Genomic DNA, 24,066 nt, shown 5'->3' with positions numbered 1-24,066 from the left:
AGCGATTACCTCCAAACTCTTTTTTATTTATAGGGTTAGGTAGAATCCTATAATTGAATAATATTGTACGTATTGCGCCATGGAAAACAAGCGACAGGAAGCTGATCAAGCTCCACTAGTATTTATTCGGGTCAGCCTCCTGCATTTCCCTCTTTGTATCCGGTGTTACCCAATCATGTAATAACGCTACTATAAGCTGTACGCCGTCACTCATCCCCTGTAAATACGAGTGCTCGTTCTCGACTGCCCGCTTGAAATGATGTTTATCCTCCCAAGCCATATACTCTAGAAGACTCATCTGATCTGTATCTGGAAACATTGCGTCGAATGCAGCGCGTTCTTCAGCACGGAGTTCACGCAGTTCGGGTTGGCGCTCAATCCAGGCTGCAACCTGATCCATCCTCTGCTCAATTGCACTTTGAAACCACGATGGCAATTCCATTGCTATTTCTTGGCCTCCTCTGTATTTGGATAACCAACTCATCCACTTTCCTGCTTTGAGCCTGTAACGCATCATTTTGAAATATCGGTATTCCCTGCTCCAAAGAATTGCGCCCGAGTTCATTTAGTTTCTGCCTCTCCTCTTCCAGCACAATAAATAAAGGAATCATCGGCCTGGCCTCCAATTTCATAAATAGATTTTATTTGTCACATTCTATAATGTAAATTTATTACATATTGTTGAAAACTTTATCTGTTAAGGTTAGTATAACAGACCAATAATGGACTTAAAAGGGGTAATTTTCTTGAGAGATCAGTCCATTATTATCAAGCAAATCATCGGGAAAACCGTCAAGGCTATACGTATCAAAAAGGGCTTGAGTCAAGAGGATCTGGCACATGAATGCAATGTAGACCGATCCTATATTTCCATGATTGAAGTCGGTAGGAATGAGCCTTCCGTTACAAAAATATTCGAGCTTTGTAAAGGTCTAAAAATCAAACCATCTGATTTCTTCAAGTTGGTTGAAAGCGAGTATAAGAATATTCAAGAGAAGGACGCAGAAATTTAAAAGGGACACAGGCTAGATTGAGCCGTGTCCCTTTGTCTGTTATTTGAATCCAAAGATTTGATGTGTATGTGAAGGCGGTAATATTGATAGTTCATAGCTTATTATTCTCTATTTTTTATCGTAGACATCACGATTTATGCGGTATTTTACGGAATAACTTTTTTAGGACTCATTAAAATAAAATTTTCCCGCTATCTTTCCATCATCTCACGACTCAACCTTCTAACTGGTCCAATTTGCTTTTCAAACATCAAATCCCAAATATCAAGACATTCCTGCGCTATATTCTTTAGCTCTGGTTGTGTAAACTCAGAAGTCTCGTCATATAACCCAATAATTAACTTAGAAATTTCATCTTGTATTCCCCAAGCATTTTCATGTTTTTCAACTTCATTTTGAATCAAATGATAACTTAATGACAGTATAATATCTTTGTACTCAACTACAGACCTTGATTCCTTTTCAAGATAACGAACAAATGCACGTAACGTTCTACGACTTAAGCCTGAACTCATTATTTCGATCAAAAAATCCTTATCTCTCTTCAAATCAATAAGATTATCATAAAATAATCTTGAAATCGGAATTTCCAAATCTAATGTGCTGGTTTTAAATCTACATATAATATTTTTAGCCAAACAGTTATATTTCTCTTTGTTAAAATATAGAATAACCATCTTGAGAATTGCTTCTGCTTGTATTTTACTCATAGTTTCTATATTATTCATTTCTTCGATGAATTCGTTTTTAAGAATAAACATTTCCGATACGCAATATGCTCCTATTTTAATTATGTTTTCATCTTCGGACTCATAACATCTTTTGATAACATCTAATATACGTTGACGATATTGCGGATACAATAAAAAAACCATATCTTTCGAGCCATGAAAGCCTGCTAATCTATAATCTTGTTCATAAAGATTGAGAATCTTTTCAGATGCCCATTCCTTATCAATGTTATATGAAGGCCATAACGCAAATAAACTTGCGAATTTTACTGCAGGATTTTCATCCAATATCAAATTTTCAATTGTGTTTTTAAACTGTTCAAAAAAATCATTGTTTTTCCATAATAGTTGAGCTATTGCTCGAGCGGCTTTGCCTCTTACACAGTTTAATGCATTATTTTGTAACATCTCAAAGTTACGCAAGTCTTTATCTTCACTACTAGTCTCATTCGGTTTGGGGGGATCTGGATTTTTATGATTAACAGCAATGTCCTTAAGAATCTCTACTATTTCCTGTGACCATTCCCCTTCCTCTTTATTCTTAATAATCGTACAAATGTAGTTTGCCCTATATGAAGAATAATCATATGGATATTTCAAAATCAATGTTTCCAATAATTTCAACGGTACATTTTTCAACTCTTCACTATATGCTACTCCACTAAATAACGAATTTATATATACATCTGCAATTCTATCGTTATACGAAAGTATCAATTTCACCATTCTTTCAGGTTCATTAAAAACAGCTTTACTAAAACTCCTTGAAAATTCTTCAACAGAACTTTCAATAAAACCATCTGGAGTTCTCCAACTACGACGAGAGTTATTATTTATTTTTTTGTTAGTCAATATATCTAGCCACTTTTTATTACTTAGTTTTTTCCCCGCAATAGGGGATCTTACCGATCCACTATGTCCATCTAAGTACTTATATAAAGTAGGTTCTTCGAAAAATTTCCGCTTCAAAATACGTATCAATTCTTTTGCCTTATCGCTTAATCGATTATACGGAAGAACTTCTAGGAGTTCCTTCTGTAAATCTCCCCAAAAACTCCAATACTCTCTAGAAACATTTTTTTCTCTGTTGTAATCAATTCTACGTTGATATATATCTTTAGCTCGTGGTGATACGTAGTTAATAACCGTTTTTTCTAATACTTCAAAAACATACTGGCTACAATGTTCAGAATGCTTAGCTAAAACTTGTTTGGCAAGTAATAATTCATCGCCATTCCCACTTGTTCTTTCGAATATGTTATTATCAAAGTCACTACATAAATACCCAATAATGTCATTGCTATAAATATAAGGTAGCTTATAGAGTGCATCTAATATAATTTCATTGTATAGATCATTTCCCATTCCCATATATTCTCTATATCGTTTCCAAAAGGTCTCAGGTTTTAAGGAAATTAACGCTTCATTCGCTTTTTTTATAATTTGGATGCATGTTCTTTCTAGATTTCTTTGGTGAAAATACCTTCCAGACCAATCGCTATAAGGTAACATATTGTCTTTTTCATGAGGGATATATGGTAATAATAAATTGACCACCCCTAAACCATTTTTAATAAATACTTCTGAATCTGCTTGCAGGAATTCCTCTTCGTATCTATAAATAATCTTACCGTTTCTTTTAAGCTTATTTTCCAATAGAAATTCAAACACTCGTATTGTTCTCATTTCACAATTTTTTAGCATTTCCCTAAAATCAAGATATGTGTCAGCCATTTGCGGATACTGATGATAAAACTTCATTCTCAGTTCAAACATCTCATTCGTATCCTGATTGATATCGTGTAAGAAGCATCGAGAAAGTTTATTATCATCATCTTCCGATTGAAATATATATTTTTCTATAAATGCAACATCTTTTACTTCATATTTTGGCGACATACTTACAATCATATTAAACACAATATCTTTCTTATCTGGATTCTTAAACCATCTGTCTAAAATGCCATAATCCCTAAGTAATCTAATATATTGTGGTCTGGAATATATAACATCATTTATTATATGAGCACCATATGTTTCGTCTTCACAATTTTCAACAACATACTTCTTTATATCTTCATCTAAGACATCCCACTGATTTAATACTTCAAAAAAGACAAATTTCACACTATATCTGATTTGCCCAGAAGCCAGCATTTTTTGACCTGCATTAATAAAATCCTGACTATCAAACTCTATTAAATTCTGTAGAAGCATCTGCACCTGATATCTTCTTCCTGGAGTTTGCCTTACTTTATGTCCAATGACTTCTATAATGTCTCCGTTTTCATAGTATTTTTTTAGCATCTTTTCAGCTAGGAAACAATCTAATATCGATTGATGAGCGAATGAAACCTTATTATTTTGTATCACCAGAAAACCATTAGAAGATAAAAAACCAAGGCAGGAGCTATTAACGCTCAATATTTTCAATGGAATACATATTCGACCTAGTTCATCAAAATAATTAATTATTTTCTCTTTTGTTTCAATTACATCTCCCTCATTCAAACCAAACTCAAAACATTGTGTTGTTAGTTGTCTCCACCATTCCGATACCAGGTGATTAGCTGTTGAACATTCATTATATTCTTTACTTGCGTCGAGTTTGTTCCAAATGTATATGTTACTTGGAATCCGAAGTAACTCCTTCAATTTACCTGTTATATTATCGTAACGCTTCCCGATTACAGCTCTCACTATTTCATCATTTAATTCGTTAATCTGAATCTTATTCCATTGGATACTCTTATTTTCCTTATCACAATTTTTAAATAATGACTTAATATTATTGTCATTTTCCAAGTCATAGGTTCTACACACAAAAACCACGGTTATCCTATGTTCTCTTTCAAAGTTTAATCTCTCAACTTGATCTATAATCTGACTGCATACTAATAAAGCGTCTCTAGAATGTGCTTGAGTCCACCTTAATGCATCTAATTGATCTAAAATAACTACAGCTTTTTCAGTTTTCGACACACTATGAATACAATGAACTATTGATGTAGGTAGTCCTAAATCTTTGCCCCACCTCTCTGCAGTTCCCTTTGGAATACGTTTATCCAATTTGATCGCTATATATGGTATGGCTTTTTCTTGGCAGTAGTTAATAATATCTTCTGTACATCCACTTTTTCCTCTTCCTGCTTTTCCGTGTACTATTAAAGATTCCCCTGAATCTATTACTTTCCTACAAATAGAAAATTCTTCTCTAGCAATCAACTCATTATTCAACGGAATAAACACTGATCTATATTCTCGGTTCAATTCCTCCAATTTTGGAATAATTCGTATATCAGTAGCGAGATTTTTTAGCTTAATTCCTCTTTCTCTAAGGAATTTGTATAATACAGACTGGTTGATTGGTCTTCCTAAAATATCCCCATCCACTATCCAAGCAACCAATTTTTCATAAATATCTTCTTCGTCACCAATTAATAAGTAACTTATTTTATATAAAATCATTTCTTTAAGTTCGCTATCTGGAAATTGACGATAGGATATCCTTTTCAAATAGGAAATACACCTTAATAAATCAGTATCTTTCTCTGGATTTATATCCATTGTTTTACAAACATTTCTAAATAAACCTAAAAGGTCCTTACTGGCATTGCATATTTGATTTTGGTAAAAATCTTTAGGAGTGTTACTAGTGTTCTTTGCTCTATTAATTAAGTCCTCTAATAAAGTAAAAGCTAATGGAGATACTAGTGCAACCGTATTCGACTCATCCCTATCTAATTGAAACTTCCAATTCTTAAAGATTCCTTTAGCATTCGCTGCACCATAATCCCAATATTCCTTACTGGCATTTCTCCCTTTACATTGCTGAGCTTCTCTACTACCATTCTTTCTACCAATCCATATATCGACACCTTGCTCATCATCGCCAATGGCTTCTAGGATAACGTAATCTAGTTTTTCATCTAATACCTCAAGGATTTGATATATTGTCCATCTAATTTCAAATCTGTTTCCACTCTTGTCTGCTCTTCCCCCTAATTCATATGGCATAATTAAATACCCCCCCGAGTTATCACATACTTCAATATATATTTTTAATGAACATGTCAATATCCTGAAGCTAGCAAATATTATTGAAAAGAGTCAAACATTTTAAAATACTGGGAACAGATACCATTATTTTTAATTTAGTTTTGTGAAAATAACAGCAATAGTTCCCTATATGGGATTATAACCCACTCTGATATTTTAAGTTACCTTTGTAATAAAACATGTTATTTATGAGAAGGTAGATTTGGCCCTATTCAGGCAAATAGGAGAATGGTATTGGAGAACGGATTCTCGGGCATGTTGGACTTGATAGAATACGCTTTTGGGGATAGGATACGCAGATGAACAAGAACAGCGGTTGGGAACGGAACAGGATACCGAGATAATACATGGTTTAGACATTATGCTGATATGTTGTCTACAATAGAGCGATGGTTGAGAGAAGATAGCAGATGGGTAGAAGTGAATCATTTGTTAGATGAACGAACAGCGTCCACAAAAAACGTGGCTGATTGGTCAATCAGCCACGCCTTAAGTTTCTCTAGCGAAACTACAAATCGTTATTTCCACAAAAACAGCGGCAAAAAAAATCTAACGAAACTACGTATCGTTATTTGGATCAAAAACAGGCTTTAAGGGCCTATTTGGGCTAAATAACGTTACCCTGTTTCGTTAGATTTTTCAGAGGCCCCTTTTGGCCTGAATAGCGATACCACGTTTCGTTAGAGTTCTCAGGTGCCCGTTTGGTCTGAATAACGATACCACATTTCGGTAGAGTTCTCAGGTGCCCAATTTGGCTCTAATAACGATACCACGTTTCGGCAGAGTTCCCAGGTGACCCTTTTGGTTCAAAATAACGATACCTCATTTCGATAGAGTTCCCAGATGCCCCTTTGGGCTCAAATGGCGATGCCTCATTTCACTTGAGTTCCACGATGCCTCTTTTGCCCCGAATAACGACGATACTACGTTTCGGCAGAGTTCACTCTGGTCGCACGGCGAGGCTGCGCCCAAAACTGCGAACTAGGCTGCACCGGAGCTACGCCCTATATCAAGTCCGCTTCGGCGGCTCCGGTAATGACGGAGACCATGCTCTGCCGAAGCTGAGCCGCGTCAGCTGCCTGATATGGATCGGCATCGAAAATAATCGCATCGGCCAAATATCCTTCGGCGATTTGTCCCAATTCATGGCCGCTGCCGAGAATTTCGGCGGCACCCGCCGTGGCGGCCTGCCACGCTTCCGCCCGGGTCAACCCATAATCGAGCAGCGTGTCCAGCTCCTGAAGGTTGTACCCATGAAGCGCGGGCGTGGCATAATCCGTGCCAAATCCGATGTGGACCCCCGCTCTCCTGGCATAGCGAACCGCATTAGGATGGGCTTCCGCAGCGCGAGCGGCGCGATCACAAATGACCGGAGGCAATGCCAGCACGCCTGACGGGTCAGCAGCAATGCGATATATCGAAGCGGTAGGCACATAAGCTACGCCGGATTGAGCTAACCCGTTCGCCTGCTCCTCGGTCAGGTACATTCCATGCTCGATGGATTCCACCTTGGCCTGGATGGACCAGTCAATCGTTACTCCGCCCCAGGTGTGAACCATCACCTTTTTATGATGAGCATGCGCATGGCGGACGATGAAAGAGAACTCTTCCTGCGAAAAATTCGGATCAAGCACCTTTTCAGCAGGTGCACCAAGACCGCCTGTCGCCATAATCTTAATCCAGCCTGCCCCTGTATCGAAGATCTGCTTCATACGTTGCTCCAAATACTTCACCCCACGGGCATCTGCTGTCCCCAGCATATCACTGCTGGTCTGTACCCTTAATGGCTGACCATAATGCTGAACGAGATGGGCCACGGTGCCTGGAAGGAGCCCGCCCGCATCGCGGGCCGTCGTTACACCGGTCCGCAGCGTAGCCGCAAAGGCTTCAGCTTGCATAGCCTCAATCTCCCGGGCATCGCGCCTCAATTGATCATCATGATCAAAGTCTGTCCAAGCCAGGTGGGTATGAAGATCAATGACTCCCGGACTGATCCATAAATCCTGTCCTGACGGAGCCAACTCGCCATCTTCCCGCCCCGATTCCACAATTGAGGAAAACCGCCCATCCTTGATGGCAATATCAAAGCGTTTGTCTCCAATCCCTGCTATAAAAATACGATTAAAGGTTTGTTCGCGCGGATGCTTATTGATCATGTCCTGCCTCCCAGACCTGCCGGACCCTCTCAACCGCGGCATCCGCGTCCCGCTCTACTAACTTACCAATTCCCTCAATCGCTTCCTCCACACTTTGCCGACTAGCATTAGCCCCAAAATGGTTAATCCGCAGAAGCTGGCCGAACAATTCACCATCCCCCGGGGCCACGATGCCAACAGGGCGCTCGATAAGCAAACTCTGCTCATCGGCAATCCGCACCGTTGTCGTCAGCTTGGAATAATATCTGCCATCCTTCTGCCAAGGCTCCAGCCCCAAGGCTTTAATGCCGGCAACGGCAGAGGATGCAGCCAATTGATGACGTCGAATCACTTGTGCTAAACCTTCTTCCTCAACAAGGGTCAAAGCTGTGACCAGTGCCCTGGCCTCCAGCGTTGGAAGGTTGGCAGGAACACGCACTGGCGCTTCTCCACCATCCATGACTGGCTTCAAATCAAGCAAGGATAAGATCGAATTACGCGGCGCATTTGCATTGGACTCCATGAATTCCCAGCCGCGTGGTGAGATACCGACCGCGCTGACACCGTTAGGTCCGGCCAAAGCCTTCTGCGCTCCTACTGCCACAATGTCGACACCCCAATCATCCACCCGCAGCGTCTCTCCCCCGACCGCTGAGACGGAATCCATCACCGTAATAAGGTTGTAGTCGCGGGCAAGCTTTAATATCTCTTCAGCGGGGTTCGCCCCGCCTGTAACCACTTCTGCCTGGACAAAAGAAAGCGCACATGGCTTAAACCGCTCAATCGCTGCAGCAACCGCCTCTACGGTAACCACTTCATCAAAAGGAACCTTCACCTCGGCAACGGTTGCTCCGCCACGCTCAAGCCAACCTCCAAATAAGCTTCCGTAAGGGCCGGTTACTATATTCAAAATCGTCCTGCCGGGCGCAGCGATCCCTGCTGCCATCGCCTCAATACCCAAGATCGCTTCCCCGGGAATGATGACAGGCGGATGCTGCGTATGCAAAAGTTTGGAGAACAGCCCGGTAAGTGTATCGAACTCGACTTGTGAGAGCGGTACATAGCCTTTAAATTCTCTGCTCATATGAACCTCCTGATCTGCTTGATGTTGGTATTCGCGGCACTGCGGACAACAGCTCACGGCTATAATCCGTCTCGGGCCGGACAAAGAATTTAGACTTGGAATTGACCTCTATCACTCTCCCCTGCCTCATAACCGCTACGTTATCGCTGATCGCATGAATAACCCCCAAATCATGGGAGATAAACAGCATGGTGAGATTAAGCTCCTCCTTGAGCGTATGAAACAATTCAAGCACACTCCGTTGAACAGACACATCCAGCGCGCTCGTTGGTTCATCGGCAATCAGCAGGCTTGGCTCCACGCTTAATGCGCGCGCAATCGCAATCCGCTGCCGCTGGCCCCCGGAAAATTCATAGGGATATCTGTCTAAAGCTCCCTCTTCGATATGAACACGCTCCAGGAGCTCTTTACATCTCTGTTCGACCTGACGCCGCTCTACGATTCTATGAAATAACAGCGCTTCAGATAGAATCTGCCGGATCGAATGCTTCGGATTCAGCGATGCGTCCGGGTTCTGAAAGATCATCTGCACATTCTTGTGCTGCTCGCGGCTCCTCTTCTTCTTCAATGGCTGCGATCCGAGCCGGATCTCCCCCTCATCGGGAACGATTAAGCCGGCAATGACGCGGGCCAGGGTGGATTTCCCCGAGCCGGATTCTCCGACAAGGCCAAGGGTCGTATGCTGCTCAATATTCAGATCAACATGGTTCAGCGCGGTAAACCCGCCATATTGAACCGTTATATTTTTCACCTGCAAAGCTGGCTCCATCACTGTTCACTCCCTTCAAGCTCCGGTAAAGCAAGCACCGAATCAAGCAGCATCCGCGTGTAAGGATGGGTAGGGTTTTGCAAAAGACTGAGCGTATCATCATGCTCAATAATCTGTCCTTCTTTCATCACACACAGCTTGGAACATAGAGCCGCGGCAATCGCGAGATTATGGGTGACAAACACCATGGCAAACCCTAGTTCACGTTGTAGATTTGTGATCGTCTCGATAATCTGCTGCTGTACCGTCACGTCCAGCGCCGTTGTTGGCTCATCGCAGAGCAAAATGCCGGGCTTGCATGCCAAGGCCATAGCGATGACAATCCGTTGGCATTGACCGCCCGAAAGCTGGCTCGGATAACGGTCTGACCTTTTCAAAGAATCGGGGAGGCCCAGCATTTCGAGCAAATCAAGCGCTTGAATGCGGGAAGCCTTCCGGCTTGCTTTTTGCCGATAATAAATGACCTCCGCCACCTGGGCCACAACCGGGCAGAGCGGGTCCAGAGCACCTCTCGGGTCTTGAAATACCATGGCGCTGCTCACGTCGCTCTTGATGACTCCTCCCGTCTGCTCAATACCGCGGGGAAGCAGTCCGAGAATTGCACGCAGCGTAAGTGATTTGCCGGAGCCTGATTCGCCAACCAGGCCGAGGCTTTCTCCTTTACCCAACGAGAAGCTGACATTATCAACTAATTTCTTGGATTTAGCAGCCAATGATAAGGCCTCAACCTGTAACACCGTGTTAGCAGTCATTATTTTTTCCTCCATAAGTCTGCCAAGCCGTCACCCACCAGAGACAACGCAATCCCCGTATACACTACAGCCAGACCCGGAACTGCCGAGAGCCACCAGGCTGTCGTAATAAAGGAACGCCCGTCCGCAATCATCGTCCCCCAATCCGGGGTTGGCGGTGTAATGCCGATACCCAGATAACCGAGCGTAACGATCGCCACAAGCAGGCCGATCATGTCCGTCATCAATACCACAATCGCTTGCGGCAGCACATTGGGCAGCAGATGGCGCAGGATGATTCTTACTCCAGGCAGCCCTAAAGTCCGTGCGGATGCGACCCATTCCTGTTCGCGGAACGAAGCGCTGAGACCTTTTACCACACGGGCAAATACGATCCAGCCTACCAGCATAAAGGTGATATAAATGCCTCGTTCTCCCGCTCCGCTGGCAAAGGCTACGATAATGACGATTAAATAAAAAGGAAACGCGATCAGCGTATCCGTCAGCAGCGAAATCATGGTATTAAGCCAATTCCCGTAATAACCTGCCAGCATGCCTAGAAATACTCCCGTGCAGAAGGGGATGATTTCCGCCAGGACCATAATTTTCAGGTCAGTTCGCGCAGCATAGATCAATCTTGTAAACAAATCGCGCCCAAGCTGATCCGTCCCCAGCCAATGCTCCGGTGAGGGAGGCTGCAAAAAGGCGCTTAAATTTTGCTCCGAGGGCTGATAAGGACTAATGAAAGGAATAAACAGCGCCAGCCCGATAAGTACGGCAAACATAAGGCCTCCGACCAGAAGAGAGGGAGTGTTCCATACCCGGCTTGCCAGGCTTATTTTCCTTCCGCCCATAGGCCTTGGAGAGTCTATTTGGATAGGATTCATTGTTTTCCCCTCGTTCTGGGGTCAAGCCACCAGGATATTATTTCAATCAGCAAACTGATGATCACAACAGCTACTGCGCAATATAGTGCTATTCCTTGAATAACCGGGAAGTCCCGTTTCGCGATGGAGCTGAACAGCAGGCTTCCAATCCCTTTAATGCCAAATACCTGTTCAACGACCAGCGTGCCGCCGATCAAATAAGAGATATTCACGCCCAGCAGCATCAGTGTCGGAAGAGCCGAGTTGCGCAGCACATGCTTAAACAGAACTACCCGGCTCGGTATTCCCGCAGCTTTTAAGGTAACTACAAAATCGGACTCCAGCACCTCAAGCATCTGCGCTCTTAATGAACGAACCAGCGTAGGGATCTGGGAGAAAGCGACGGTAATCGCCGGCAGCGTAAGACTGTATAAAGTTCCGGTCCAGCCTTCCCCGATCCCGCCAACGGGAAACCAGTGAAGACGGACGCTAAAGAGCAGGATCAATAGCAAGCCAACCCAGAAAACGGGCATGCCCAGCGTTATTGTAGGGATAACCCGTATTAGATGATCCGCAAGCCGATCCTTGTGTGTAGCAGCAAGCACAGCTAATAGAAGCGCAACCACCACTGCCAGAACACAAGCCATCCCAATCAGAAGCAGGGTAACGGGAGCCCGTTCGGCGATTAATGCTCTGGTTGAGGTTCCGGCAATAATGGAATTCCCCGTATCTCCTTGAGTGAACAGTGTCTTGACGAATCGGAAGAATTGCTCCCATAGAGGAAGATCCAGCCCAAGCGTATGACGCATCTTCTGGATAGCTTCAGGTGTGCTATATTCTCCCAGAATCATTTTTGCGGGATCCCCCGGAACAATACGGATGATGAAAAATACGGTTGTCATCACACATAGGATCACAACTAACGCGCGGACAACAGCCAATATGAGCCAACTGCCGGATACATTGCCACCCGGCGATTTATTTAATGTCTTGCTTACTCTCATCATTGTTTAACATGAACTTCTTCAAAGCGAACACTACCGTTAGGCAAGACGACGAAGCTATCGACTGAAGAACGAACGCCTTTCAGGATGTCCGGATAATAAAGCGGGATGTACGGCACTTCGTCCGCAACAATTTGCAGCAGATCTGAATAGACCTTCGCACGGCCATCCCCATCCGGCGTCTTCTGCCCCTCATGCAGAAGCTTGGTTACTTTCTCATTCGTATAATGCGTCCAGTACGATTTACTGAATCCTTCCGGATCGGTCTGGAAGGCGATAATCGAGTTCGCATCAGGAGAATCCGCCTGCCCGCTGTTAAGCATAGCCGAGAAATCGTAAGCGAAGAAACGTTCCCGGAAAGTGGCTAATTCGATCGATTCAATCTCAATATTAATCCCGATCTCCTTGCCCGCCGCCTGGATAATTTGCGCCTCTTGGGCCCTTGTACTATTGCCGGAGGCTACAAGCAATTTTGTGCTGAATCCATCAGGGAAGGCTGATTTGGCCAACTCCTCCTTGGCAGCATTCAAATCAAAGTTCAACGCTTTGATCGTATCATTTGAATGATATGGGATTGCCGTTGGCAGCAATGAATTCGCCGTTTGCGCATAGCCGAAGGTTAGCGCCTTGGTCAAGCCTTCACGATCGATGGCCAAGGCTAGAGCCCGGCGAACATGAACATCGGAGAAATGTGGATCTAACGTATTGAAGAACAACTGTTCAGTCACCCAGCTGCCATTTGTTACTACGGTAGTGTCAGCGCCATTCTTGATCTCTTCGGCATTTTGCAGAGCAAGCGATTCGATGCCGTCGATCTCTCCCGCCTTCAATTGATTGATCGCCTGACTGTCGTCTTCTATCAGCTTGTAGACCAGCTTATCCATATACGGCTTCCCTTCCTGCCAATAGTACGGGTTCTTGGCAAAAGTCAGATCGCCAGCCGGGTCCCATTGCTCTACAACGAAGGGCCCTGTGCCCACAGGCTTCTTGAAGAACTCCTCCTCAGAAACCCCACCGAAATTGTTCGGAAGGATACCGTTGGAGAAGTTGGACAACTCGGAGATGAACGGGGTATACGACTCCTTCAGCGTAATGACCAGCGTGTGATTATCCTCCGCTTTGATGGTGTCAACCTTGGCCGCTATAGCAAGTGGACCGCCAACAGTCAAATGCCGCTGCAGCGAGAATACGGCGTCCTCCGCAGTAACATCCGTCCCGTTGGAAAATTTCAGGCCATCGCGCAGCACAAAGGTATAGGCCAGTCCGTCGTCACTAATGTTATGCGACTTGGCGAGCCAATCGACAATCTCGCCTTTGCTATCAAAGGCAACGAGGGGTTCAAATATTTTATCAATGGCAAAAGCATTGTTTGCTGTAATCTGATTATGCAGATCAAGCGAATTTACGGAAGCCGGCCGCCCGTAGACAAAGGTACCTCCCGCCGCAGGCTCGCCTGTATTAGCACTTTGGTTCTTTTCCTGATTGGCATTTTGCTGAGCATCTTTATTCGCAGCAGGAGCATTTTTGTTTCCGGCGCATCCCGCAATTAATACCAACAATAGAACTGCCAATGTCCCTGCCCAAATTGATTTTCTTACAGATGATTGGAACCTTTTCATGCCTCTTCCCCCTTCTCATATAAAACAGATAAGATTAGTATGAATAATATTATGGATGAAACCCTTATTTCTGTCAAACAAAAATCTCCTCTATTCCTCTGCCTTAAAAAGTCAAAAAAAGACCCGCTAGAGTCTAGCAGGCCCTAGATTTCTATGTAACAAATCTTATTTCCGCGGCTCTTAATGACTGCTTCTAAATCTTGCGGACGAAGCCAGATGGTTGCAGTATTATCATTCGGATGTACTCCAACTTGGTTAAACTGCAAAATATCTTGATCGATTACAACCTCTACTCTACGAGTCTCATCGTTCAAAATCCCTAAGGGGGTAACAGCTCCTTTATTCAGATTCAAGTATCTGTGCAAATCCTCTTCGGAAGCAAAGCTAAGCGGTCGACAGTTTAATCCTTGTCTTAAACTTTTCAGATTAACGGTCTTCTCCTTTTGCAGCACGATGATAAAATATCTCTTCTTCTTGTCATCCCGGATGAACAGATTTTTCGCAATCGCTTCCCTATTGTCTATTGGGAGTTGCTCCATTTCTTCTATTGTATATACGGCTGGATGTTCCACAAACCCATATTCAATTCCCATCCTGTTCAAAATATCAAATACCTGCTGATGTATGGCATTCATTCTAGTTCTCCTCCCTTCTTGGCTATTTTAGCAAAAAAACATTTATGATTATCTCACATTCCTGCCTCTCCGTATATAAGAAGGACTCAATAAACAGGGTTTTTAATTGTTAATTAATTACAATATGTACCCAAAGGCTCTACCTCTCTTACCACGCAAAAAAACCGCCATTCTTACCTGCTTATCGCTAGGGTTAAATGGCAGCCTCGGCCGCGGAGAACATTATTTTTTCTTCTGCTTCGCCTTACGTTCGGCTTTGGCTATATTCTCGGACACTCGGAACTTCACAATCTTGGTGATCAAGTCATAGGGGATTGGCTGGCCGAAAGGGAACTGGATCGTTCCTTTACCCGCTTTATAAGGTGCTAGCTCTTGCTCAAATTCATCAATCCCGCTAGGTGCCGGATAGAAGCCAATATGATTCTTGAACGCTGCAATATGGACTACATTGCCCTGTTGCGCAAATGTCGGCATTTGGTAGCTGATCTTCTCCACAGCTTCAGGTGCCGCTTCACGAATGACCTGGCGGATCTTCTCCAGAATCTCCTGAATGTCCGGTGGGAATGTGGCAATATAATGATCGATTGATTCATAGGTTATCTTGTTCGTGTCCATAGCTGGTCCCTCTCCATCATTTTCTTCCCAATATTATAACATCAATGTTTGTCTAATATGTCCAAGCGCAACTGCTTTGCTATATACCTTATCTATTCACTGCGAGCTACTCGAAACCCCTTGGTCAGGACCAAAGCCATTCGCCTCTAACTTGCCGCGGAAAGCAATCTCAATTATCGCTAAATATTTGACAGCAAAAGCATATTAAAGTATCTTGATAATTAAGTATCTTGATCATCAAGATTTATTAAAATTCAAGGAGGGCTATTTTTGTCAAGCAATATACCTGAACAACCCTCGGAGTTGCAAGAAAACCTGACGATGAGTATGCGCGGATTAGGAAACAGAACGATACTTTACCAGCAAAGTGTAGCTGCTGTCTTAGGTCTCTACAATAATGACTTTCTATCCGTTGATATCCTGCATGAAAAAGGTCCTATCACTGCCGGAGAACTGTCCAGGCTAACCGGACTTACGACAGGCAGCGTTACTTCATTAATCGACCGGCTGGAAAAAAACGGATTTGTGCAAAGACAACCTGACCCCCATGACCGTCGCAAAGTGATTATTGTACCACTATATGAGGATAAAGAAGAAGTTCGTAAGACATACCTTCTGCTCCACGCAGCGATGGTCAAGCTGGCTTCATCGTATTCAGATGAAGAGCTTGAGCTCATTACACAATTCTTGAATAAAGCAAGCACCGTTTTAGAAGAGCAAATTCATCAGCTTCATTTACAAGCACGCAATAGCTCCTCCTCGCGATAATGTTATGTTACAAAACACCAAAAAACCAAAGGATAAGGGATGAGTTAAATGGCTGTACTAGTTATCTATGCTACGAAAACAGGAGCCGCGGCACAATGCATAAAAGTGCTTGCTGAAGAGATTCCAAACTGTGCAACTTGTAATATTCAAATGGAGAAACCCGCTATCGAGGATTTCGATCGTATCATTTTAGGAGCGGGAGTTCGGGACGGAAAAATATATAAACCGATTCGTGATTTTATCAAAAAAAATCATCAAGAGTTATTGAAAAAAAGAATGGGTTACTTCATTTGTAACGAGAAGCCAAAGGAGACTGAAGAAATAATAGAACGGAATATCCCCGCCGATCTAAAAGAAGCAGCTATCTGCATTGAATCGTTTGGCGGTTATAAGGCTCACGCTGCACCAAAAGAAGGAACGGATCAATTGAAAGGAATTTTCGTAGATCGAATAAAAGCATTTTCCGAAAATTTCATAAGGTAAGTTCCTCAAATAGGAATTAAGCAGGAGGTAACGCTCAGAACTGTTACCTCCTACGTAACCTTATGTGATAATTTGCTTCGCTGGACGAACCCTATTTCACTACAGTCAATGACTTAAAAACACGTCAAGCCCGTTTTCCATATGTATTCGCTAAACTGTGCGGTACCAAATAATTCAATTAATAATGGCCAACGACTTGGTGCGGTACGTAAGGTTCTTCCAAAAACGCAATTTCTTCGGCTGTTAATTTAATGGTTAGAGCCGCTTCCGCATCTTCAAGATGAGAGATTTTTGTTGCCCCAACGATGGGAGCAGTTATCGGTTCTTTATGCAGAAGCCAAGCAAGTGCGATGTGAACGCGACGAACGCCATGTTTCTCTGCGAGACTTACAACCCGATCCACAACTATTTGATCCGCATCCGCTGTTGTATCATATTTTTGTTTTGCAATTTGATCAGTTTCAGCACGGTATGTTGTTATCTCGCGCGCCAGTCTTCCTCCCGCGAGCGGGCTGTAAGGAATCACTCCGACTTTTTCTTCCTTGCAAAGTGGCAGCATCTCCCGTTCCTCTTCACGGTATATGAGGTTTAAATGATTCTGCATGGATACAAATCGTGTCCACCCATTTTTCTCAGCCACATGCAGCGCCTTCAGGAACTGCCAGGCGTACATGGCAGAAGCACCAATGTATCTCGCCTTACCAGCCTTAACAACATCGTGCAGTGCCTCCATCGTCTCTTCAATAGGTGTATTGTAATCCCAACGATGAATTTGATACAAATCGACGTAGTCGGTTTTTAATCTCTTAAGACTCTTATCGATTTCGCTCATGATCGCTTTGCGGGAAAGTCCAGCTCCGTTTGGCCCTTGATGCATGCGGTTATAAACCTTGGTTGCTAGAACAATCTCATCTCGATTGGCATAATCCTTTAGAGCCCCTCCAATAATTTCCTCACTTGTCCCGTCGGCATATACATTCGCTGTATCAAAAAAATTGATTCCACTATCTAAAGCTTTTTTGATTATTGGGCGAGCTTGCTCCTCACGAAGCACCCAACGATGGTGCCCCTTATCTGCATCACCGAAGCCCATACAACCAAGACAGATCCGAGATACATCCAATCCAGTATTTCCAAGCTTCGTATAGTCCATTTAATGGATCCCCCTTATTATTTCCTAACGTATTTCGAAAAGGCGGTCTCACCTTTTATTGATTGTTTAATCTACTCCTAATTTTAAACAGAAACAAGTTGCTTACAATAGCCAAATCGACCTGATGTGTGAATTAAAAATGTTACGCTTTCTGCCATGGAGGAGCTTTAAAGATATGCCGTACCTGAAGCCCCATTCCACAGCCCCCACGACCGCCGCTCCTAAAAATTGGACAAACAGGGATATTGTTAGATAGGAATTGTAATTGAATAAAGCCCCCATCCCCACCAACTTGTCACTGGCGTGAAATGGCGGCCTGTCCATTCTACTCACTGCGAGCCACTCGAAACCCTTGGTCAGGGCCAAGGCCATTCGCCTCGAACTTGCCGCGGAAAGCAATCTCATTGTTGCTAACATCACCGATCCAGCCGCCGCCCTTCACCACCCGAAAAGATCCGCTGCTGCTGTCCAGATCTTCCCCATACCAGTTCCAGCACCATTCCCTTACATTGCCTGACATATCGTAGAGCCCTAACTCGTTAGCCTTTTTGGCACCAACAGATTGGGTTTTATTTTTATTATCTTCTATGATTGGCCAGTTCCAGTCCCCTGATAAGTATTTATTTCCGGCATTTCTCCAATACCATGCTACATCATCAGCCTTATCGCTTCCACTGTAGGTGTAGCTCTTGCTCAACTGACCTCCACCAGCAGCATATTCCCATTCGGCTTCGGTCGGCAATCGGTAACCGTTAGCCCCTTCATTCATCGTTACTATCCATTTCATATTATCGTTCTCACTCATATTGTTCGGATCCTGGTTGTTCTGATCGATAATGTAGTATGGCTCCAGGCCCTCTTTGACGCTTCGCTGATTGCAGTACTCAATCGCGTCATACCAGGTTACCATTTCAACCGGCAAATGGTCTCCCTGGAATCCGGATGGATTGTAGCCCATAACCTCGGCCCACTCTTTCTGAGTGACCTCATATTTACCAATGTAGAAATTTGATATGGTTACACTTTTTCCATAGTAGTTGGACTTCGTGTTCGTCATTGCCCCACCTTCTACAAAGACAAGACCGGGATTGGCGTCATTTTTCCCAGGCCTCTCTTGTGAGCAAGCGCTGACTACTAATACTAGGGCTACTAGAAGGAAAGTGAATAATTTTCTCATGGATATATCTCCTTTAAATAGATGAAAAAAGTGGTTAAGCTTGGACATTTACAGAAGATAATAAATATATTAAGGCCGCCGGCTTGTGGGCCGGCAGGCCTTTGGCGCTATTCAGCGTTAAGAAAGCTCTAGAACTTTAACTTTGAAGCTACGGCCTGGCATTGTTCATCGACCTGGTTACAGTCGACCTGTTACCACACCGTTACGTTAGAACTGCCGCTACTTTGATATCCTTCTGTAGCCAACACTTGATAAGACCAGCTGCTGCCCAAATTCATTCCATAATTCTTCCATGCATTAACGTGGTTGCTAAACGTAATAGCAACGTTGCTTCCTGTCGCTCTCTTCGACTGACGAACACTCCAGAACTGTTGGAAAGTTTGTGTACCGTCAATGGAAGGAGCATTGTACCGCATGCTTGTATAAACGTCATACGTTCCCCCGTCACTTGATACAGTGCCTTTATACGTTCCAGTAGGGCGGTAAGTTCCCCAGCTATCTACAACGTAATATTCGATAAGCGAGTTTCTTGTCCAACCATAAAGCGTCAAATATCCGTTGCCATTTGGTGCCCAGACGCCAGCGTTGTAGTTGATGGTTCTGGATGGTGATCCCGTACCCCAGCCTTTGCCCACAACAAAGTTGCCGGAGTTTGACCATGTCACACTATAATTGCCGCCAGATCCATTAACCGCATTAACGGTTCCGCCACCATCGGTCCAATTTTGCCAATAGTCTGTTGCTGCACTGGAGGTCACTGCAAACATACTAAAACTCATCGCTGCTACGAGTAATGCCGTCATTATTTTCCTATTAAATTTGAACATAGAATACCTCCTTAATATATTATTGCAACTACGCCCTACCCTACATCCTTCTGTCGGTTTTACTTGCAGTACGTAACTTTTACTGTTTTTTCTTCCTGAAAATTCTATTTTTCACCTCCTTACTTGTAAATTATAGAAATAAAGCGTTTACATAACAACTTATCAAATTAAAGGTTTATCCCTCTTTATTTTAGATATTTGAATAAAAGTAGGATGTAAGAGATGGATTAGTGTCACGAGAATCGAGGAGCCCATGATCATATGATTGATCCTTTGGAGAAACGGCAAGACTGAAATAAATGTGAAACCTGCGGATTGACATTCCGTGCAGAGTATTATAATCTATGTATGACAATATGAGTATATGTTCATATACATCTAATTTTCCTTACAGAGGGGTGTAATAAATGAGTGAAGAGCAGGAATACAAAGAAGCATTTCATGACGGAGCGCAGGATCTGGATGAAGAAACGTTATTTGTCGTTTCACAAACCTTCAAAGCGTTGAGCGACCCAACAAGAATCCGCATTTTGCATTTATTGTGTAAAGGGGAGCATTCCGTCAATGAAATTGCGGAGCTACTAAATCTAAGCCAATCGAGCGTTTCCCACCAATTGCGTTTTTTGAAAAACTTAAGATTGGTCAAGTTTAGAAGAGCAGGCACTACCTTGTATTATTCAGAAGATGATGATCACGTTATGAACCTGCTGGGGAAAGCCATTGAGCATGCTGTACATCTATAATGCAGAGGAGACATATAATGGGACACGATCATGGACATGACCATACACATGGTGCAAATAAAAAAGCATTACTGATAAGTTTTATTATTATTACAGGATATATGATCATTGAGGCATTTGGAGGATTTATTACCAACAGCCTTGCGTTATTATCTGATGCAGGCCATATGTTAAGTGACTCCATCTCACTTGGTGTGGCACTATTGGCTTTTACCCTCGGCGGAAAGGTGGCCAACTACAATAAAACATATGGCTACAAACGATTTGAAATATTAGCCGCAGTTCTTAACGGGGTGACGCTCGTATTCATTGCAATCTATATTTTCTATGAAGCGATCCAGCGTTTTCAAAACCCGCCTGAAGTGGCTTCAACCGGCATGTTGATCATCTCTTCAATTGGTTTGCTGGTTAATATTTTTGTAGCATGGTTTATGATGCGCAGTGGGGATGTGGAAGAAAACTTGAATATGCGTGGAGCATATCTGCATGTCATTAGTGATATGCTTGGCTCTGTGGGTGCGATTATTGCCGCGCTGCTGATTATGTTCTTCGGTTGGGGCTGGGCAGATCCACTCGCCAGTGTCATTGTTGCCGCACTCGTATTACGCAGCGGTTATTATGTTATGAAGTCCGGGCTCCATGTCCTGATGGAGGGAACTCCGCAAAATGTAGATATGAACGAAGTGATTCAAACGCTCCAACATGCAAAAGGAATTCAAAGCGTTCATGACCTGCACGTCTGGTCGATTACAAGCGGGTTAAATGCTCTTTCCTGCCATGCAGTTGTAGATGATCAAATGTCCATTGCTGACAGTGAGCGATTGCTCCGTCAAATCGAACATGAGCTTGAACATAAGAACATTCATCATATGACAATTCAATTAGAGACTTCTGCCCATCGTCATGACAATTCGATTCTGTGTACCGTGAAGGCTGAAGCCTCCGGACACCACCACCATGAACATCATCACTAATAAGAATGCCATATGGAATAAACAACAATCCCACCGATCTTCATTGATCAGTGGGATTTTCCTATGAACGTTTAGGAGTTTGCTCATCAATTACCCGTTCCCTGTCCATGCCCCGAGCAGCAGAAGCTCAAGTTCAACATGAGTACGGTATTTATTGCTCCACGTTTCCTGACATGATCATAGCTCTTTTTTATTAATTTTCCGCAATATGGTCAAATGACCAGGTCAAAAAGCCCACTCCGCTCATATCTTGCAATAACTATTTACCTGAAGGAGGTAAACAATTGAGTACGAGCAAAGTTGATACTTCACCGGTGATTATATTAGTGTTATTCATTTTCCTGTACATCATTCTCCAGAGTGGGTACTTCCCTTATCTGGCCTCAACTACTACCAGAGCTGCTGCAAAAGCTGATACCACCTCAGATTATGCTCCCGGGGTTATATGCAATCCCCCAAACTGTGCATACTCTGATTCAGCTGGTACCTATTACTACGGACCCGAATTCCCACATTACCATAGCGAAAATTTGCATACCGGCCAAAATGGCGTATGGGTTCCAACTAGCTAAAACCGAAAGAACACCGAACGAATGATGTCGGTGTTCTTCTTTTTCCGCCCCCTGCAGGGAAATAAAAAGCACCTTGATAAGGGGCTCGATCAAACATTAGATTGGGGAAGCTTAGCTGCTAATCTATTGAATGTATCCCCGATCTGCTTGCTAATGACGTATTATTGATTCCAAACTTATTTCAGAGTACAGCGATACTCGAGGAGAACTTTGATCAACAAACCAGAAATTTGCCCCACAATACGCCCCCTACGAGAAAGTAGTTTGGGCTTTATCGAATTTTATGGAAACAAAAAACCCTTGAAATAAGGGTTTCGAGTCTTAAAAGGTACAAAGCGGGTGATGGGAATCGAACCCACGCTACCAGCTTGGAAGGCTGGAGTTCTACCATTGAACTACACCCGCAAAATGATGGTCGGGATGACACGATTCGAACATGCGACCCCCTGGTCCCAAACCAGGTGCTCTACCAAGCTGAGCTACATCCCGTTAAACATGATGTTATTGAATTGAAATGGCGCGCCCTAAGAGATTCGAACTCCTGACCTTTTGATTCGTAGTCAAACGCTCTATCCAGCTGAGCTAAGGGCGCAAATGGAGCGGACGACGGGAATCGAACCCGCGACCCTCGCCTTGGCAAGGCGATGCTCTACCGCTGAGCCACGTCCGCAAAGCATGGTGCGCGTGGAGGGACTTGAACCCCCACGTCGTGAAACGCCAGATCCTAAGTCTGGTGCGTCTGCCATTCCGCCACACGCGCACATACACAATGTATTCTCCTGAAGAATACTGGTGAGCCATGAAGGACTCGAACCTTCGACACCCTGATTAAAAGTCAGGTGCTCTACCAACTGAGCTAATGGCTCATAAAATGGCTGGGGATATAGGATTCGAACCTATGAGTGACGGAGTCAAAGTCCGTTGCCTTACCGCTTGGCTAATCCCCAACAACTACTTTGAGATTAAATGGGGCGATCGATGGGACTTGAACCCACGAGTGCCGGAGCCACAATCCGGTGCGTTAACCCCTTCGCCACGACCGCCATAATGTTGTTCATTGAGTTGTAAAACTTGAAGCTAATTGCGGGGGCAGGATTTGAACCTACGACCTTCGGGTTATGAGCCCGACGAGCTACCGGACTGCTCCACCCCGCGTCAATTAGAATATAATGGTGGAGGCTAACGGGATCGAACCGCTGACCCTCTGCTTGTAAGGCAGATGCTCTCCCAGCTGAGCTAAGCCTCCATACTTGGTGACCCGTAGGGGATTCGAACCCCTGTTACCTCCGTGAAAGGGAGGTGTCTTAACCCCTTGACCAACGGGCCTTACATTAAATATAACATGCTAGATAATCATGGCGGAGAGAGAGGGATTCGAACCCTCGAGACGCTTGTGACGCCTACACGATTTCCAATCGTGCTCCTTCGGCCAACTCGGACACCTCTCCATGTGTTTAGGGTCCCCAGAAAGCGAATGGATTAAGCTTCAATAGCAAAATCTTCACCTTCTGGGAAAGCAACTCCCCGAACAGGACTCGAACCTGTGACAACTCGATTAACAGTCGAGTGCTCTACCAACTGAGCTATCAGGGAATATTGGTGGAGCCAAGGAGGATCGAACTCCTGACCTCCTGCTTGCAAGGCAGGCGCTCTCCCAGCTGAGCTATGGCCCCATACTGATATAAAATGGGCCCTAGTGGACTCGAACCACCGACCTCACCCTTATCAGGGGTGCGCTCTAACCAACTGAGCTAAGGGCCCTCATTAAAGGAACACGATTCAACGAACTAGTATGTATAAATACACCGGCGAAAAAAAATCCCCCTAAGGGGTTTCGCTTGGCGGCTTCCTACTCTCCCAGGACCCTTCGGTCCAAGTACCATCGGCGCTAGAGGGCTTAACGGTCGTGTTCGGGATGGGTACGTGTGGAACCCCTCCGCCATCGCCACCAAACGTTCAAGGTTAATCCTTGAAAACTGGATACGAAACTCATTTTGCATATTTAGATGTTTTTGGATAAGCCCTCGACCGATTAGTACCTGTCAGCTCCATACATTGCTGCACTTCCACCTCAGGCCTATCAACCTCGTCGTCTTCAAGGGGTCTTA

The 24,066-nt window shown here is 44.0% G+C and carries 20 protein-coding genes, 15 tRNA genes and 2 rRNA genes; 5 read left to right on the top strand and 32 right to left on the bottom strand.

Translation table 11 applies throughout. From position 1 onward, the window contains the following. Positions 1–115: 115 nt before the first annotated feature. Entirely contained in the window at positions 116–442 is a 327-nt protein-coding gene (locus DMN77_RS12880) for a hypothetical protein (RefSeq protein WP_179015310.1), read from the bottom strand. Continuing rightward, a complete protein-coding gene (locus DMN77_RS12875) occupies positions 408–611 on the bottom strand; it encodes an aspartyl-phosphate phosphatase Spo0E family protein (protein WP_179015309.1) in 204 nt (67 codons plus the stop codon). Before DMN77_RS12875 ends, DMN77_RS12880 begins: the two co-directional genes overlap by 35 nt. 135 nt (positions 612–746) lie before the next feature. Here DMN77_RS12875 and DMN77_RS12870 point away from each other — a divergent pair, with 135 nt between their 5' ends. After that, entirely contained in the window at positions 747–1,013 is a 267-nt protein-coding gene (locus DMN77_RS12870) for a helix-turn-helix domain-containing protein (protein ID WP_256872373.1), read from the top strand. A 191-nt stretch (positions 1,014–1,204) separates the two neighbouring features. Here DMN77_RS12870 and DMN77_RS12865 read toward each other — a convergent pair whose 3' ends face one another. From DMN77_RS12865 to DMN77_RS12820, 10 genes are all read right to left on the bottom strand, one after another. Continuing rightward, positions 1,205–5,761: a hypothetical protein gene (locus DMN77_RS12865; RefSeq protein ID WP_179015306.1), complete on the bottom strand. Its 4,557-nt coding sequence runs from the start codon at positions 5,759–5,761 to the stop codon at positions 1,205–1,207. Positions 5,762–6,807: 1,046 nt separating this feature from the next. Continuing rightward, positions 6,808–7,959, bottom strand: coding sequence for an amidohydrolase family protein (locus DMN77_RS12860; protein WP_179015304.1), 1,152 nt, complete (start codon positions 7,957–7,959; stop codon positions 6,808–6,810). Next, on the bottom strand, positions 7,949–9,022 hold the full coding sequence (locus DMN77_RS12855; RefSeq protein WP_179015297.1) for a pyridoxal-phosphate-dependent aminotransferase family protein: 1,074 nt from the start codon (positions 9,020–9,022) through the stop codon (positions 7,949–7,951). Before DMN77_RS12855 ends, DMN77_RS12860 begins: the two co-directional genes overlap by 11 nt. Beyond that, positions 9,006–9,791, bottom strand: coding sequence for an ABC transporter ATP-binding protein (locus DMN77_RS12850; RefSeq protein ID WP_068782694.1), 786 nt, complete (start codon positions 9,789–9,791; stop codon positions 9,006–9,008). The genes DMN77_RS12855 and DMN77_RS12850 overlap by 17 nt, the downstream gene beginning before the upstream one ends. Beyond that, positions 9,791–10,543, bottom strand: a complete 753-nt coding sequence (locus DMN77_RS12845) for an ABC transporter ATP-binding protein (protein ID WP_179015295.1) — start codon at positions 10,541–10,543, stop codon at positions 9,791–9,793. The genes DMN77_RS12850 and DMN77_RS12845 overlap by 1 nt, the downstream gene beginning before the upstream one ends. Beyond that, entirely contained in the window at positions 10,543–11,409 is an 867-nt protein-coding gene (locus DMN77_RS12840; protein ID WP_256872372.1) for an ABC transporter permease, read from the bottom strand. Before DMN77_RS12840 ends, DMN77_RS12845 begins: the two co-directional genes overlap by 1 nt. Next, complete coding sequence (locus DMN77_RS12835; protein WP_229521112.1) at positions 11,406–12,395, bottom strand: ABC transporter permease; 990 nt, start codon at positions 12,393–12,395, stop codon at positions 11,406–11,408. The genes DMN77_RS12840 and DMN77_RS12835 overlap by 4 nt, the downstream gene beginning before the upstream one ends. Then, positions 12,392–14,011 carry an ABC transporter substrate-binding protein gene (locus DMN77_RS12830; RefSeq protein WP_179015294.1) on the bottom strand — a complete coding sequence of 540 codons (1,620 nt, stop codon included), beginning with the start codon at positions 14,009–14,011 and terminating at the stop codon, positions 12,392–12,394. The genes DMN77_RS12835 and DMN77_RS12830 overlap by 4 nt, the downstream gene beginning before the upstream one ends. 143 nt (positions 14,012–14,154) lie before the next feature. Then, a complete protein-coding gene (locus tag DMN77_RS12825) occupies positions 14,155–14,646 on the bottom strand; it encodes a prolyl-tRNA synthetase associated domain-containing protein (protein WP_179015292.1) in 492 nt (163 codons plus the stop codon). 222 nt (positions 14,647–14,868) lie between these two features. After that, entirely contained in the window at positions 14,869–15,261 is a 393-nt protein-coding gene (locus tag DMN77_RS12820) for an iron chaperone (RefSeq protein ID WP_179015291.1), read from the bottom strand. Between the two features lie 270 nt (positions 15,262–15,531). Between DMN77_RS12820 and DMN77_RS12815 the strand changes: the two genes are divergently transcribed. Both DMN77_RS12815 and DMN77_RS12810 read left to right on the top strand, forming a co-directional pair. Continuing rightward, positions 15,532–16,029 carry a MarR family winged helix-turn-helix transcriptional regulator gene (locus DMN77_RS12815; protein WP_179015289.1) on the top strand — a complete coding sequence of 166 codons (498 nt, stop codon included), beginning with the start codon at positions 15,532–15,534 and terminating at the stop codon, positions 16,027–16,029. A 48-nt stretch (positions 16,030–16,077) separates the two neighbouring features. Continuing rightward, complete coding sequence (locus DMN77_RS12810) at positions 16,078–16,512, top strand: flavodoxin domain-containing protein (RefSeq protein WP_120464821.1); 435 nt, start codon at positions 16,078–16,080, stop codon at positions 16,510–16,512. 178 nt (positions 16,513–16,690) lie between these two features. Here DMN77_RS12810 and DMN77_RS12805 read toward each other — a convergent pair whose 3' ends face one another. From DMN77_RS12805 to DMN77_RS12795, 3 genes are all read right to left on the bottom strand, one after another. Further along, complete coding sequence (locus DMN77_RS12805) at positions 16,691–17,665, bottom strand: aldo/keto reductase (protein ID WP_179015287.1); 975 nt, start codon at positions 17,663–17,665, stop codon at positions 16,691–16,693. Between the two features lie 325 nt (positions 17,666–17,990). Further along, on the bottom strand, positions 17,991–18,842 hold the full coding sequence (locus tag DMN77_RS12800) for a formylglycine-generating enzyme family protein (protein ID WP_179015285.1): 852 nt from the start codon (positions 18,840–18,842) through the stop codon (positions 17,991–17,993). Positions 18,843–19,033: 191 nt separating this feature from the next. Continuing rightward, entirely contained in the window at positions 19,034–19,669 is a 636-nt protein-coding gene (locus tag DMN77_RS12795) for a glycoside hydrolase family 11 protein (protein ID WP_068782704.1), read from the bottom strand. 407 nt (positions 19,670–20,076) lie between these two features. Between DMN77_RS12795 and DMN77_RS12790 the strand changes: the two genes are divergently transcribed. Together DMN77_RS12790 and DMN77_RS12785 are read left to right on the top strand one after the other, a co-directional pair. Continuing rightward, positions 20,077–20,412, top strand: coding sequence for an ArsR/SmtB family transcription factor (locus tag DMN77_RS12790; RefSeq protein ID WP_179015278.1), 336 nt, complete (start codon positions 20,077–20,079; stop codon positions 20,410–20,412). A gap of 17 nt (positions 20,413–20,429) precedes the next feature. Further along, the gene (locus tag DMN77_RS12785; protein ID WP_068782706.1) at positions 20,430–21,386 is read left to right on the top strand and encodes a cation diffusion facilitator family transporter; all 957 of its coding nucleotides are present in this window, start codon (positions 20,430–20,432) and stop codon (positions 21,384–21,386) included. Positions 21,387–22,292: 906 nt separating this feature from the next. Here DMN77_RS12785 and DMN77_RS12780 read toward each other — a convergent pair. The 17 genes from DMN77_RS12780 to DMN77_RS12700 all read right to left on the bottom strand — a co-directional run. Further along, positions 22,293–22,363, bottom strand: a tRNA-Gly gene (locus DMN77_RS12780). Positions 22,364–22,370: 7 nt separating this feature from the next. Beyond that, positions 22,371–22,447 (bottom strand) — tRNA-Pro (locus DMN77_RS12775). 26 nt (positions 22,448–22,473) lie between these two features. Then, positions 22,474–22,550, bottom strand: a tRNA-Arg gene (locus tag DMN77_RS12770). A gap of 3 nt (positions 22,551–22,553) precedes the next feature. Further along, positions 22,554–22,628: transfer RNA gene (locus tag DMN77_RS12765), tRNA-Gly, on the bottom strand. 6 nt (positions 22,629–22,634) lie between these two features. Beyond that, a tRNA-Leu gene (locus DMN77_RS12760) sits at positions 22,635–22,718 on the bottom strand. A 30-nt stretch (positions 22,719–22,748) separates the two neighbouring features. After that, positions 22,749–22,824, bottom strand: a tRNA-Lys gene (locus DMN77_RS12755). Between the two features lie 6 nt (positions 22,825–22,830). Beyond that, positions 22,831–22,905: transfer RNA gene (locus tag DMN77_RS12750), tRNA-Gln, on the bottom strand. Positions 22,906–22,925: 20 nt separating this feature from the next. After that, positions 22,926–23,001: transfer RNA gene (locus DMN77_RS12745), tRNA-His, on the bottom strand. 38 nt (positions 23,002–23,039) lie between these two features. Then, positions 23,040–23,113: transfer RNA gene (locus tag DMN77_RS12740), tRNA-Met, on the bottom strand. A 15-nt stretch (positions 23,114–23,128) separates the two neighbouring features. Further along, a tRNA-Val gene (locus DMN77_RS12735) sits at positions 23,129–23,204 on the bottom strand. A 5-nt stretch (positions 23,205–23,209) separates the two neighbouring features. Continuing rightward, positions 23,210–23,284: transfer RNA gene (locus tag DMN77_RS12730), tRNA-Glu, on the bottom strand. Positions 23,285–23,314: 30 nt separating this feature from the next. Next, positions 23,315–23,406, bottom strand: a tRNA-Ser gene (locus DMN77_RS12725). A 72-nt stretch (positions 23,407–23,478) separates the two neighbouring features. Further along, positions 23,479–23,551: transfer RNA gene (locus DMN77_RS12720), tRNA-Asn, on the bottom strand. Between the two features lie 4 nt (positions 23,552–23,555). Next, positions 23,556–23,631 (bottom strand) — tRNA-Ala (locus DMN77_RS12715). A gap of 14 nt (positions 23,632–23,645) precedes the next feature. Next, positions 23,646–23,719 (bottom strand) — tRNA-Ile (locus tag DMN77_RS12710). Between the two features lie 75 nt (positions 23,720–23,794). Then, a 5S ribosomal RNA gene (gene rrf, locus DMN77_RS12705) occupies positions 23,795–23,911 on the bottom strand. Positions 23,912–23,970: 59 nt separating this feature from the next. Next, positions 23,971–24,066, bottom strand: a 23S ribosomal RNA gene (locus DMN77_RS12700); the annotation flags it as partial.

Source organism: Paenibacillus sp. 79R4 (genome assembly GCF_013393165.1).
Classification (GTDB): domain Bacteria; phylum Bacillota; class Bacilli; order Paenibacillales; family Paenibacillaceae; genus Fontibacillus.
The sequence above is the reverse complement of the archived record's forward strand: the minus strand, read 5'-3'. Positions and strand labels throughout refer to the sequence as shown.